14 protein-coding genes are annotated in these 13,151 nt (G+C 40.4%); 9 read left to right on the top strand and 5 right to left on the bottom strand.

The window, feature by feature from the left end; all coding sequences use genetic code 11:
• Positions 1-178: 178 nt before the first annotated feature.
• From ABJN95_RS10335 to ABJN95_RS10345, 3 genes are all read right to left on the bottom strand, one after another.
• Entirely contained in the window at positions 179-742 is a 564-nt protein-coding gene (locus ABJN95_RS10335) for a hypothetical protein (RefSeq protein ID WP_348370322.1), read from the bottom strand.
• A 132-nt stretch (positions 743-874) separates the two neighbouring features.
• Complete coding sequence (locus ABJN95_RS10340; protein WP_348370323.1) at positions 875-2,260, bottom strand: sulfatase-like hydrolase/transferase; 1,386 nt, start codon at positions 2,258-2,260, stop codon at positions 875-877.
• Between the two features lie 40 nt (positions 2,261-2,300).
• Complete coding sequence (locus ABJN95_RS10345) at positions 2,301-3,731, bottom strand: S41 family peptidase (RefSeq protein WP_348370324.1); 1,431 nt, start codon at positions 3,729-3,731, stop codon at positions 2,301-2,303.
• Between the two features lie 139 nt (positions 3,732-3,870).
• On the opposite strand from ABJN95_RS10345, the gene ABJN95_RS10350 reads away from it, so the two are divergent.
• On the top strand, positions 3,871-5,469 hold the full coding sequence (locus ABJN95_RS10350; RefSeq protein ID WP_348370325.1) for an amidohydrolase: 1,599 nt from the start codon (positions 3,871-3,873) through the stop codon (positions 5,467-5,469).
• A gap of 89 nt (positions 5,470-5,558) precedes the next feature.
• On the opposite strand, the gene ABJN95_RS10355 is transcribed toward ABJN95_RS10350, so the two are convergent.
• Together ABJN95_RS10355 and ABJN95_RS10360 are read right to left on the bottom strand one after the other, a co-directional pair.
• On the bottom strand, positions 5,559-6,224 hold the full coding sequence (locus ABJN95_RS10355) for a hypothetical protein (RefSeq protein ID WP_348370326.1): 666 nt from the start codon (positions 6,222-6,224) through the stop codon (positions 5,559-5,561).
• Between the two features lie 56 nt (positions 6,225-6,280).
• Positions 6,281-7,492 carry a class I SAM-dependent methyltransferase gene (locus ABJN95_RS10360; RefSeq protein ID WP_348370327.1) on the bottom strand — a complete coding sequence of 404 codons (1,212 nt, stop codon included), beginning with the start codon at positions 7,490-7,492 and terminating at the stop codon, positions 6,281-6,283.
• A 75-nt stretch (positions 7,493-7,567) separates the two neighbouring features.
• Here ABJN95_RS10360 and ABJN95_RS10365 point away from each other — a divergent pair, with 75 nt between their 5' ends.
• From ABJN95_RS10365 to ABJN95_RS10400, 8 genes are all read left to right on the top strand, one after another.
• Entirely contained in the window at positions 7,568-8,149 is a 582-nt protein-coding gene (locus ABJN95_RS10365) for an RNA polymerase sigma factor (RefSeq protein ID WP_348370328.1), read from the top strand.
• A gap of 53 nt (positions 8,150-8,202) precedes the next feature.
• A complete protein-coding gene (locus ABJN95_RS10370; RefSeq protein ID WP_348370329.1) occupies positions 8,203-8,532 on the top strand; it encodes a hypothetical protein in 330 nt (109 codons plus the stop codon).
• A 5-nt stretch (positions 8,533-8,537) separates the two neighbouring features.
• Positions 8,538-9,044 carry a hypothetical protein gene (locus tag ABJN95_RS10375; protein ID WP_348370330.1) on the top strand — a complete coding sequence of 169 codons (507 nt, stop codon included), beginning with the start codon at positions 8,538-8,540 and terminating at the stop codon, positions 9,042-9,044.
• Between the two features lie 129 nt (positions 9,045-9,173).
• Positions 9,174-9,467, top strand: a complete 294-nt coding sequence (locus ABJN95_RS10380; RefSeq protein WP_348370331.1) for an EF-hand domain-containing protein — start codon at positions 9,174-9,176, stop codon at positions 9,465-9,467.
• A 36-nt stretch (positions 9,468-9,503) separates the two neighbouring features.
• Positions 9,504-10,964: a CotH kinase family protein gene (locus ABJN95_RS10385; RefSeq protein WP_348370332.1), complete on the top strand. Its 1,461-nt coding sequence runs from the start codon at positions 9,504-9,506 to the stop codon at positions 10,962-10,964.
• A 138-nt stretch (positions 10,965-11,102) separates the two neighbouring features.
• Positions 11,103-11,861 (top strand): YHYH protein, encoded by a 759-nt coding sequence (locus tag ABJN95_RS10390; RefSeq protein WP_348370333.1) that lies wholly within the window; start codon positions 11,103-11,105, stop codon positions 11,859-11,861.
• 9 nt (positions 11,862-11,870) lie between these two features.
• Positions 11,871-12,479: a hypothetical protein gene (locus ABJN95_RS10395; RefSeq protein ID WP_348370334.1), complete on the top strand. Its 609-nt coding sequence runs from the start codon at positions 11,871-11,873 to the stop codon at positions 12,477-12,479.
• Positions 12,454-13,149 (top strand): SCO family protein, encoded by a 696-nt coding sequence (locus ABJN95_RS10400; protein ID WP_348370335.1) that lies wholly within the window; start codon positions 12,454-12,456, stop codon positions 13,147-13,149. The genes ABJN95_RS10395 and ABJN95_RS10400 overlap by 26 nt, the downstream gene beginning before the upstream one ends.
• The last annotated feature ends 2 nt before the right edge of the window (positions 13,150-13,151 follow it).

The following is a 13,151-nucleotide window of genomic DNA, read 5'->3' on the forward strand; positions in this document are numbered from 1 at the left end:
GCACCCCGAAGCTACGGAAGAAGTGGTATTGCAGGCGGAGGAAGATTTTAACTACCTAAGACTGCTCACGATATGTAGATATGTGCGCTGGGGTAATGGCTTGTGTTCTGGCCAGTAAGCCAGAGCTTCAGCTAGCTGGGAGTTTAGGTGCGCTCATCCTCTGGTTAAGGTACCGTTGTTAGGTCTTTTTTCTATTTATAGTTTTAAAGCCCAACAAGATTAGAACAACAATCAAGACCACAAAAAAAGCAGATGTCGAAATACTTTTCACCAGCGAAAATGCACTGGTCGTTTTTACTGCAGTTTCAGACAAGTTAGGATAGCTGTTTAAGAGGTTGATGATACCGAAATTCTCAGCATAATCTGCTATTCCTGCAACTACTGGCAGTAGGCATAGATAGGTATATGGGGCAATGAGTTTGTTGAGTTTTTTTAAGAAATAAGCCAAAAGCAAACAGTACGACAGTGCGAAAAGAAAAGGATAGACCATATCTACCGGTATTTGATGGGTGAGATAGGTCTGGCGACCTTCTGCACCAAGCGCTGTAAATAATTCACTTACATAATTCAAGTCATAGCCCATAGGTAGCATGTCTAACAAATCCATCCCGTTTGCGAAATTCATTGTACGAGGAATGGAAACCGCCAGCATAAAGACGTAGACTACATTGGTAAGTATAAAAAAAGTCAAAACCTTTTTTCCTGAGAGGTGTTTTTCTATAACTTGGGTAAATTGTTTCATGCTATGATTTTGGCTGGGGCTATTTTCATTTGACCTGTGCTAGTTTAAATTGTTACATTGCTACTCCAATGATTTTAATAGTATGCAATTGTTGAAGGCATTGAAAGATAGGAGTTTATTTCTTTTGTTGTTCTATTGCATGAGATGCTGCTTTGAAATTTTATTTAATCGTTGCTTTTTATACCGAACCAGAACAGCATTAAGCATCTGATAAATAGCTGCGGCATCTGCATCTAGCGCTTCAATTTCGAGGGGGTATTGCTCCTTAGCATCTTTTGGAACTTCGTAAAAAGCCCCCGATTCATATAATTTGTAACGATGGGTTCGGGCAAAGACGCTTGCTTTACTAGGGTCTCCACTTCTAGAATACCAATTATAGATCCATTCTCTCGGTTGACCACTTTCTCCACGTAACTGTGGTAGAAAACTGCGGCCGTCAATCGCTAAGGAATCTGGCACTTTGATATTTGCTGCTTCGCTTAAGGTAGGTAAAAAATCACTGAAATCAACCAAATCGACACTGCTGCTATTTGCTTTGATTTCATTGGGCCATTGTATGATCAATGGCACTCTTGTACCAGCATCAGTTGATTGCCCTTTTGCCCCTGCAACTTCTTTACCATCAACAACAGAAACGACGGGCACATCAGTACCATTGTCTCCTGTAAATACAAGGAGGGTGTTGTCTTGAATTCCTAATACTTCTAATTTCCGATTTATTTTACCAACGATACCGTCCATCTCCGCCACCATATCTTCAAAATAATGTGCCTGCCCTTTATAGGTCATGACCGCAGAATCATCTACACCCCATTCAGGAGAATTGGGGGTGGGGCTAAATGGGCAATGGGTAAGTATCATGGGATAGTACAACAGAAAGGGTTTTCCTTCGTGATGACTCTTTTCTATAAAATCCAAACCGTATTCGCTCACTATTTCTGGACCATAATCGGTATCGGAAAAGGTTTTTAGCTGTCCATCTACCTCAAGAACGGGTTTAGAAAAACGAGTATCACGTCCTGTTGAGTCTATTCTTCCCTCGCGAACCTGCCATAAACAATGCTGATCAAACCCTGCTTGTTGCGGACCAGCCGGATCTTTACCCAATTGCCACTTTCCGACAATGCAGGTAGCGTAACCCGCCTTCCGAAACAAATTACCAAAAGTAGTTTGGCTTTTGTCCAATAGCCCAAAACGAACATAATTGCGCACATTATAAATACCGGTCATTAGTTTTACGCGACTGGGGGTACAAAGGGGTTGTGCATAACAATGATCGAATCGCATTCCATTGGCTGCCATACGGTCTATCTCAGGGGTTTGATAAGAACTGCCGCCGTAGGCTCCAATTGTCTCATAACCCAAGTCATCTGCCATGATTACTATTATGTTGAGAGGTTGGTGGGTACTTGTCTTCTGGGTTGGGGTACACGATAGGGCCAACAACAGCCCCAATGTAAGTACAAAATGGCTAGGATAATTTGCAGGGTTGAGATATTTGAAACCAGGTCGGCGCATCGCGAATTATACTAGTTAAGTGGTTCTATTGTTGACTATTCTATGATTCTGCTTTTACAAGTGCTAGTACTTGTTCTATGGCATCATCACCATTTTTGATATCCTCCAAAAGATACTCATAAAAGTCTTTTGAGTTTTCAGGGTACGCGAGTTTTACATCAGGGGTAATCCCAACTTCTTCGTAACTCACACCTTCCATAGATTCATAAATCATATTGGAAAGGCCGTAATTCCAACCATTGGGGAGTCTCTTGTTTAGAATATCTGAAAAGACTCCTTCTGTAGTTGAACCGACGGTTCTAGCATTTGGAATTTCTTTACTTCCCAAAACCAGTACTTCGGCTGCGCTTGCTGTTTGATGACTGGTTAGTACAAACACCTTTCTTTTGAAGGTTTTTTTAGATGGGGTTAAGGTTATCAAGTGTTTTTCGGTAAAACCTTGACCTAAGCGTACCTTTTTTGTGCCCATAGCCGTTTCTTGGGAAACAAAGTGGTTCAGTATTTCAATGGATGCATCATCAAAACCCCCGCCGTTAAATCGTAAATCGATAATACAGGCTTTCGCATTTTCGATGGTGCCAACAATAGAATCCATCATAAAACGTGCACCTTCGGCAACATCTTCGTGGTAATTGTCCGCTTCATTCAATCGACCCCACCATTCTTCCCAAAATTCTTCTTTCGGCTTGCTATTCGCGCTTTGATAATGCGCCCAACTAATCATATTAGAGGTTTGAATATAGGCAACATCGTCATTCACCATGCCCCATTGGAGTTCTCCCTGATTGAACTCACCTAACTTTTTCAAGTGTTTTTCAATGACTAGATTTTTGACTTTTTTTTCTAATCCTTTAGGAACGTCTTCAGCGTTTGCTGTAGGGGTATGGGCCTTTTGTTTTTGATAAGCCTCCTCCAATGCATCGGGTACGTCAATGGAAATATGCCCATCATTGATTTCTCCTAGCATTTTTTCGAAGAGGAGAAAGAGCTCTAGTGGCTCTGTATCGGCCTTTACTTGTGGGGCATAGGTTTCGTACATGGTATCCCAATCAATGTTTCGCTCCTTAAAGTAGCAGTATTGCTCATTGAAGGTATTCCAAAGTACTTCAAAATTGTACTTGGGGTCATTGGCTAAACTATCATTGACTTTTTGTACAAAATCGGTATCGCTTCTGAAAAGTTTGAAAACTTTAACCCCATCTTTGATAAGAATCGTATCGTTTGAGAGGGTGTCTACCTTATAATAGGTAAAGAAGTCTTTAACTGAGTTGTCAGACATACGCACATTACCAGCAGTTGAAGTATGATAACTTTCTACGATACTATCGCCAATAACTCGGGCTCTCCCGAATCCGAGGTATTCCCAATTGCCTTTGAGGTCAACGGTCTCTTTTTTGGTAACCTTTTTGGTATTGTTTTGACAAGAGAAAGTCACGATTGAAATCAGAAGTACTGCAATGATTTTGCGCATAGGATTTTGTTTTTAATTGAGCGAACTTGTAGCATGCTTTGTTACAAGTTAATTTTAATTGGTGCAATTTAAGGGGTATTACCAACTTTCCAATTGTTTTCATACTTTTAGTGGATAGCTAATTTAATTTACCCACCTTATGAAAGTCTCGAGAATTCTGGTACTGACCAGCTGCATGCTCTTTTTAGTGACAACAGCTGTCGCCCAAAAGAAAAAGTCAAACAAACAAATTGAAAAACTAAAAAGCGAGGCCGCCGCTATTGTTGAAGCGAACAAGAAGCAATCGCAGGTGATGGTAGACAAAGTCTTTAGTTTTGCCGAACTCGGTTTTCAAGAATTCGAATCTTCGAAATACCTTACGGGTATCTTAGAAGAAAACGGTTTTGCCATTGAACATTCTATTTCAGGAATTCCCACCGCATGGTTTGCCAAATGGAGTAATGGCGAAGGTCCGGTAATTGCCTTGGGTAGTGATGTCGATTGTATTCCGAAGGCATCTCAGTATCCTGGAGTGGCCTACCACAAGCCCATGGTCGAAGGAGCACCAGGTCACGGTGAAGGCCATAATTCTGGAATTCCAATGAATATCACAGCGGTGTTGGCGGTAAAGCAAATCATGGAAAAAGAAAATATTGGTGGTACACTCTTGGTATGGCCAGGTATTGCCGAGGAGCTCTTGGGTTCTAAAGCTTGGTATGTTCGTGATGGACTTTTTGATAAGATCGATATGTGCATATTCACTCATGTGAGCAGCAATTTGGGCGTTTCCTATGGTCCTACTCGTGGTACAGGGTTAATATCCGTGGAATACTCGTTCGAAGGAGAAGCGGCACATTCTGCTGGAGCACCATGGCGCGGGAGAAGCGCTCTCGATGCTGCCGAACTCATGAATATTGGCTGGAACTATAAAAGAGAACATTTACACCCGCTTCGCCGTTCACATTCTATTTTTACTGATGCGGGAGACCAACCGAATGTGGTTCCTTCAAAAGCAGCTATCTGGTTTTATTTTAGAGATATCAAGTATAAAGGCATCATGGAAATGTATGCTGAGGCCAATGATATGGCAAAAGGAGCTGCCTTAATGACTGGAACAACTATGACCTCCAAAGTTTTAGGTGCAGCTTGGCCGAGACATTACAATAAAATCATTGCAGAAACAATGTACGACAATATCAAAAAAGTAGGGCTCCCCAAATGGTCTGCGGAAGATCAAGCCTTGGCAAAAGCCGTTCAGACCGAGGTTAATTCTGATAAAATTGAAGGGTTGGCTACAGAATTAATGAAGCTTGGCCTACCTGTAGTAGACCCTATCAGTGGTGGCTCTGATGATATTGGTGATATTTCTTGGAAAATTCCAACCGTGACCATGCGTTTTCCTTCCAACATTCCAGGACTTCAAGGTCATCATTGGAGCAATGCCATTGCTATGGCCACTCCAATCGCGCACAAAGGCGTAACCGCGGGTGCAAAAGCGGAGGCTATGACCATTCTAGATTTTCTTCTAAAGCCGCAGTTGCTAAAAGATGCCTGGACCTACTTCAATGATGTTCAAAGCAAGGAGGACAAATACGAACCCATGATTTCCGAAGACGATTTACCACCCATTTATTTGAATGCCGACAAGCAAGGTCAGTTTCGAGCTGAGTTAGAAAAACTCTATTATGATGAAACAAAATACGATTCTTATTTAGAGCAGTTGGGGGTCGAGTATCCTACATTGAAGGGGAAGGAGTAAGGTTTGAACCCTACAAACCGCTGTCAAATTGAAGGGAGTTGAGATGCCAGTCGAATTGCTCGATCTAACGGCTTTTTAAGCGAGCAGTGCTATTGTTCTTTTTCTACTCGCTCTAAATATGCTATAAGCTTTACTATACTGTCTTGGTTGTTATAAGCCACGTCGTTCTTTTTTACATAGGCTTTAAACAAGTTTTTTTTGTTGGGGTATACTTTAGCCAGTTGATTTAGGTTTTTGAACTTTTTCAATGCGCCATCCTTTTCGATCCAATAGTATCGATAGGGATTGGTATCATAGCCATTGGGCAATACCACCTCATAAATTATTCTACGAAAATCAGTAGGCGTATAGGTCTCACTAGATGAAGTTTGTGATGTTCTTCCTCCTGGGCCATTGACTTTACCTGGGTATTTTATGCGGCACTTGTATTCTATGTACAAAGGAGGTGAAGATGCAACAAGTTCAAGAAAGGTTTTTTCTGAACGTACAAATTTGCGGTTGGCAATAAAGACGGTATCAATGGCTTTCAATTGTTCGTCAGCAATTGCCAATTTCATCCCTTTGTCTTCAAAAATCATTTCCTCTGAAAGAGTGTTGTAATTTAAAGAAACAATATTTTTAATCCCATTTTTCATCAGCACCTGACCTGGAGTAAATTCAGGAAATACATAATGCGACAATTCCAATGGTTTATCTTGTGCATAAAAAGATAATAAGGAGAAAAGTACGAGGAGCAGGGTAAAATTCAGTCTCATGGCAACAGATTTGTTGTTTTGAACTAAAGTTAAGCAAAATAGTTTGTGCTGCGCTCTTAAGCCTTTTTTAACAATGCCATATAAAACCCATCATATCCGCTTTTGGAGGCATAAATCTTCTTCTCTTTTACCAAACTAAAGTGCTGACCTTCATCGGAAGCTAAAAAGGAGATGACTTGGTCATTATTCTCCTGTGGAAGAATAGAGCAGGTAGCATATACCATTTGACCACCCGACTTTACAATTTTACTATAAGACCGAATGATGTCGTATTGCACTTTGGTAATTTTCTCTAGAAACTCCGGTTGCATTTTCCATTTAGAATCCGGATTTCTTCTTAATACTCCCAAGCCGGTGCACGGTGCGTCAATCAGCACGCGGTCGGCAGTATTGTATAGTTTTTTGAAGACTTTAGTGGAAGTGATTTCACGAGTTTCTATATTGTGTGCACCATTTCGTCGGGCACGACGCTTCAGCTCCTTGAGTTTACTACCATAGATGTCCATGGCAATCAGTTGGCCTTTATTCTCCATGAGTGCCGCCAAGTGTAATGATTTACCTCCAGCCCCGGCACAGGTGTCTACAACGCGTTGACCCGGTTTGATATCAAGCATTTCGGCAACCAGCTGTGAGGAGGCATCCTGCACTTCAAAATACCCCTTCTTAAAAGCTTCTGTTTGAAATACATTCGCGCGTTCAGGTAATCGCAATGCGGAGGCATAGCCTTTAATCGGCTCTACATCGATACCTTCTTCTAAAAGCGTTTTTCGAAGTTTTTCTTTGGTAGTTTTCAAGGTGTTCGTTCGCAAGATAACTTCTGCAGGTTCATTGAGTTTTGCTAACTCTTCTGTCCATAATGTATCGCCCAAAGCTTGCTGCCCCAATGCATCAATCCAATCAGGAACGGCTTCCCGAAATTTTCTGATTTTAGAAAGCTCGTCGAATTTTCCTTTGATGCGACGTTCAGGGGTAGGTTCTATTTGCTTCCAATCGGGCAATTCAATTCCCTTTAAAACAGCCCAAACGGCCCACATACGAAATAAGTCTTGTCTTCTAAAAGGTGCACGAACATCTGCAATTTCTGCATAAAGTCTTTTGTAACGCACCATTTCATAAATGGTTTCCGCAATAAATCCGCGGTCACGCTTCCCCCAACGCTTATCGATTTTCAAAACTTTCTGTACTACCTTATCAGCATATTCTCCCTCATTGAAGATTAAATTCAATCCGTCGATTACGGCAAATACTAAGTTCCTATGTAATTTCATCTCAGAAAATTAAGGCTGCAAAGGTAGGGTTTTGAAATCGTATAATTTGTGTAATTTGGGACTCAAATCTTGCTATTGAACGAAGAAAACTTCATTAAGGCATTACGGGAAGGAACCAACCAAGCCTATGGCCAATTGCTTGATGAGTATCAGCAGAAGGTTTTTGGTACTTGTATATCCTTTGTGCCTAACAAAGAAGACGCAGAGGATATCGCCCAAGAGGTATTCGTTGAGGTTTTTAATTCGATTGACAGGTTTAAAGGAGATTCAAAACTGTCTACTTGGATTTATCGCATATCGGTAAATAAGAGCCTGGAATTCATCAGAAAGAAAAATACCAAAAAGCGATTTGGATTTATGCAGTCTCTTTTAGGAAATGATTTACCGATAGACCGAAGTTCATATTTTACGGAGTTTAATCACCCTGGAATACAACTAGAAAATAAGGAGAAGAGTGAGATACTGTTCGCAGCCATAAACAAATTACCTGAAGCGCAACGCGTAGTTTATACCTTAAACAAGATTGATGATCTGAGTTATAAAGAGGTCAGTGAGATAACAAATAAGAGTGTTTCATCAATTGAATCTCTTTTGTTCAGGGCAAAAAAGAATCTACAGGAGTTGTTGCATGACTATTATAAAAAAGAAGGAAAATGACGCAAGGTTTTGGAAAATTGCGCATCTAAATAGAAGACCAAAGTCCTAGACACATGAAAAATAAACCAAATATCGACCAGTTAGTAGAAGATACATTGAATAGCGTATCAGGTATTGACACTGTTAAAACATCACCGCTTTTTAAAGAAAGAGTGCTCAGTAGAATGGCAGAGCAACCTATTGAGCACGTTGAGGGTTTACGATATCTAGATTGGTTTACCCCAAGATATCAAGCCGCAGCACTCATTTGTTTTGTGGTACTGAATGCTTTCGCTTTGTTGTCTTATTATTCCGATAGCGGTTACGGAGAACATGTTGAGAATTTTGCTGAAATTTATGGACTTTCAGAAACAACCACCGATTCATACCTCTACCAAAATTAGACCCTATGAAGAAAAACTTACTCTTATATATCTTGTTGGGTTTTCTAGTGTTGATGAATGGGTTTTTTCTATTCAACCATTTTAGCACATCCGATAAAAGTAGTCCCCAACGACCAGGTCAGGTAAACTTCATTTCAAAGCAATTGGATTTTGATACGGACCAGCTACAGCAATTTAAGGCCTTAGAGCAAGAGCATCGTGAAAAAATGAGGGCGATTCTAGACGCTATTAAGAATTCAAAGGATGTCCTGTTCGATAAGCTGTCAGATGAAAAAGTGGACCCTTCTGAAATTGATGGTATTGCAACTATTATTGCAGAAAAGGAAAAAGCAAAAGACCTGGAAACCTTTCGCTTTTTTCGCGAAGTAGGTGAAATATGTAACGAGACTCAAAGAGAACGATTTAATGCTATTGTAAAAGATGCCATACACCGACAAGGGCCTCCCCGAGGTCGCAAAGGTCCTCCACGCGGACCGGGAGACGAAGGTAGACCGCCTCCACCTAGAAATTGATATTCCTCAATGTTGACAATAGACCCTGACCCCAAAGTCGGGGTTTTTTTGTGCTTTTTTTAACACTAAGCCGCACAAGTTTATACATCGCAGCACATCTAAACTATCAAATACATAAAATTTCACAGTATGAAAAACAACAGCTTTAAAACTTTGGTCTTAATTATTGGATCGGTATTATTTTTTTCGAATAGCGCTTTAGCACAGTCGCAAAATAGACAGGAAAGAAGAGAACCACCAACCTTCGCTGAACTCTTAGAGAAGATGGATGCGAATGAAGATGGAAAACTTTCAAAGGAGGAAGTAAAGGGCCGTTTAAAAGATCATTTCGAAAAAGTCGATGTTGATGAAGATGGATTTATCACAGCGGAAGAATTTGAGAAGGCCCCTCGTCCAAAAAGAGGTCCTAAGCGACAAAACTAGTACGAACAAGACATAGCAATCTATAGACAGCGACAAATGAGCAAAAATAGGAAACATATTAAAATAGTCTTTTTAGCCTTACTAAGTTGCATTACACTACTAGCTGTTAGTTCGTGTAGTAGCGACGACGAAATTATTGCAACGCCTGAAGAGGAAGCCGATGATGACGGAACAAATGCTGAAGAAGATACCAATACGGTAGCAGACGCCGATTTTGAAGCAACGGATTGGACCACCGAAACCCATAGTAACGAGGCAGACCCAGATTTCGATGAAGTCTTTGAAGACAATACTGTAAAAAGATTGGATATCGTTGTTACGGAAGATCGCTGGCAAAGCATGTTAGACGATATGACCAATACCTATGGTGCTTTTGGTTCGGGTGGTGGAGGGCCAGGATTGATTGACACAGATGAAGACCCGATTTTTGTTCCCGCTGAAGTGTTTTATGAGGATAAAGAATGGTACCGGGTGGGAATACGTTTCAAAGGCAACTCTAGTTTACAAAGTAGTTGGCAATCTGGTATCTTAAAATTATCGTTCAAATTAGATTTTGATGAGTTTGAAGATGATTATCCGCAGATTGACAATCAGCGTTTTTATGGCTTTAAAAAGCTAAGCCTTAAGAACAACTATGACGACAAATCGATGTTAAGAGAAAAAGTAGCGACCGATGTTTTTCGCAATGCCGGACTAGCTGCCTCGCATACCGCATTTTATGCAGTTTATGTAGATCATGGAGATGGCCCTCAGTATTTTGGATTGTACACTTTGGTAGAGGAAGTAGATGATACGGTTTTGGATGATCAATTTTCAAACGATAACGGTAATTTATACAAACCCGATGGTGATGCCGCAAGTTTCGCCTTTGGTACGTATGACGAAGATGAGTATGTAAAGAAGAACAATGAAGATGAAGCCGATTTTACAGATGTGGCAAGTCTTTTGGAAATCTTACATGACGCAACAAGAACAACAGATGCTGTTAGCTGGAGATCCAATTTGCAAGCTGTTCTAGATACCGATGTCTTCTTGAAATACTTGGCTGTAAATACGGTTATACAAAACTGGGATACCTACGGGAGAATGACACACAATTATTACCTATACAATAACCCAAATACTGCTCAACTAACTTGGATTCCTTGGGATAACAATGAATCGCTGCAAGAAGGAAAAAGGGGAGGCTCTCCAGATCTCGATTTTTCAGATGTATCAGCTTCAGAATGGCCGCTCATAGGATATTTGTACCAAGACCAAGTGTATAAGGCCCAATACGATGGGTATCTACAAGAAGTAGTAGATGGAGCTTTTAATACAACTAGTATACAAGCATTGTACAGTTCGTATTCGACTTTAGTGGAACCTTATGCCGTGATGGAAGAATCTGGCTATAGCTTTTTAAGCAATAGTTCTGAATTCCAAGCAGCCATTAGCGAATTGAATGCACATGTTGCCCAACGTACCACGGCAGTAAACAGTTATTTAAATGATTAAGCACGTAAATATTAAGTTGGTTTTTTGATTGATGAGAAAGGCTTCGTGAGCGATTGCGAAGCTTTTTTAAAAAATAAGATACCAGCGCAAGTTTTTTAAAAAAAGCACATCTAAAGAATATACTAAAAGTTAAGTACCATGAAAAATAATTTTAAAAGTTTGGCCTCAATTCTTCCCGTCATTTTATTTTCAATACTTGCATTTATTGCATGTAGCAACGATAGCAATGACGATGATACTCAAGGTGATGAAGATACGGTTACCGAACTTCACGCGGCTTTTGCAGCATTTAACGAGGATGCGACCACCATATTTATAGATGGTTCAAATGTGGTTATTGAAACTACAGGTTTACCCAATCATGAAACGGTGTATTGGGGTGTGGGGAATAATCTATATCGCGAAGAGCCTGATGTTCAGACGACACCAAGTATAATTTCCAGTAACAATAATGCAGCTACTATTACTGTAGATGCTATTCCTAATTTAACAGGAAGCACAGTGGCGACCCAGCTAGGTACGGTTGGCATAGCCGTTAGTGGGTCGGCGATATTTAATGACCAAGAAGGTGGTGGCCCCTTAGATCAGGCAGCTGTTAGTTTAGATTGGACCGGTGCCCATATCGGACCAGGGGTATATCACTATCATTTGGAGCCAAAGGCTTTTACCGATGACGATGAGAATTTAGTCGGAATTTTATTAGATGGTGTTTTTCTCTATGGAAGAAAGTGTAGCGCTACTGGTACGTATCCAACTGATTTAGATGCCTCCGGAGGTCATACTACAACAACACAATATACCGACGGTGAAGAAGAGTACCACTATCATATTATTAATGAAATCTATTCCACAACCGGATCTTATTTGGCTTTCGCTGGTCCGTATCAGGGCTACTAATTGAATAATATGAAACTTTTAAATTTCATTGTCTTAGCGTTACTTTTTTGCACTAGCTTTAGCTGTAAAGAAACCTTCGATACCAAAAGCACTATTGACGACCAAATTGTTATCGATGGCACAGAGGTGTTGAAAAAGGAACTTGTGCTCAATCAATTGGAGGGAAAGTGGTACTATAATAGTCAGCCCTACAATGGGTATTCTCTACAGTACCATGCCAATGGTATTTTAGCCGAAAAGCTAGGTTTTTACAAAGGAAAGCGAGAAGGTGTTGCCAAGCGATGGTCTGAAAATGGTGTGCTACGCGTCGAATCGTATTACAAGCAAAACCGATTGACTGGTAGCTATAAAAGCTGGTGGGAAGATGGGGTATTGGGCTCAGAAGCTTATTACTACAACGGTAAAATGCATGGGGTGGAGAAAAAATGGTATCCCACTGGCCAACTTGCCAAAGAACGACAGCTTTTTGAGGGTCAGGAGAAAGGGCTGCAAAAAGGATGGCTAGAAAATGGTACTTTATATGTTAATTATGAAGCTAAAAATGGTCGCATTTTTGGTATGCGCAGAGCAAATTCATGTTATCAATTGGAAGATGAAACAGTTGTTCAAAGTAAATAGTGGGCGTTATATGCTGATTTCTTTGCTCGCACTTGCTGTAAGTTGCAAGCAAGAAACAAAGAAAGAGCAAACTGCAATGACTGAGACTAATAGCGTTGAAAATCTGCCGTACTACAAGGACGCTTCTTTTACACCCCATTGGATAACTCCGAATAGTGACGAAGAGAAGCAATTTCATAAGATTCCCGATTTCAAATTGGTGAATCAGTTGGGAGATACCATAACACAAGAGACATTTGATGACAAGATCTATATAGCGGATTTCTTTTTTACGAGTTGCCCGGGTATTTGTTTGAAAATGACGGGTAATATGTTGAAATTACAAGAAGAATTCAAAAATGATGATGAAATAGCCCTGCTGTCTCATTCTGTTACACCATCAATAGATTCGGTAGCTATACTTAAAAAATACGCAGAGAAGAACGCTATTGTTGATGGTAAATGGCATTTGGCTACAGGCGACAAAACGGCAATCTATGAGCTCGGAAGAAATCAATATTTTGTTGAAAATGACTTAGGAGTTCCCAAAGACATAAATGATTTTCTTCACACAGAAAATTTCTTACTGATTGATAAGAACAAACACATACGCGGAATTTACAATGGACTGAATAGGGCATCGATAGCCCAATTGGTCACAGATATCAAAGCGCTGAAAAAAGAGCTTTGAAT

Source organism: Maribacter sp. (assembly GCF_039974175.1).
Lineage (GTDB): Bacteria > Bacteroidota > Bacteroidia > Flavobacteriales > Flavobacteriaceae > Maribacter_C.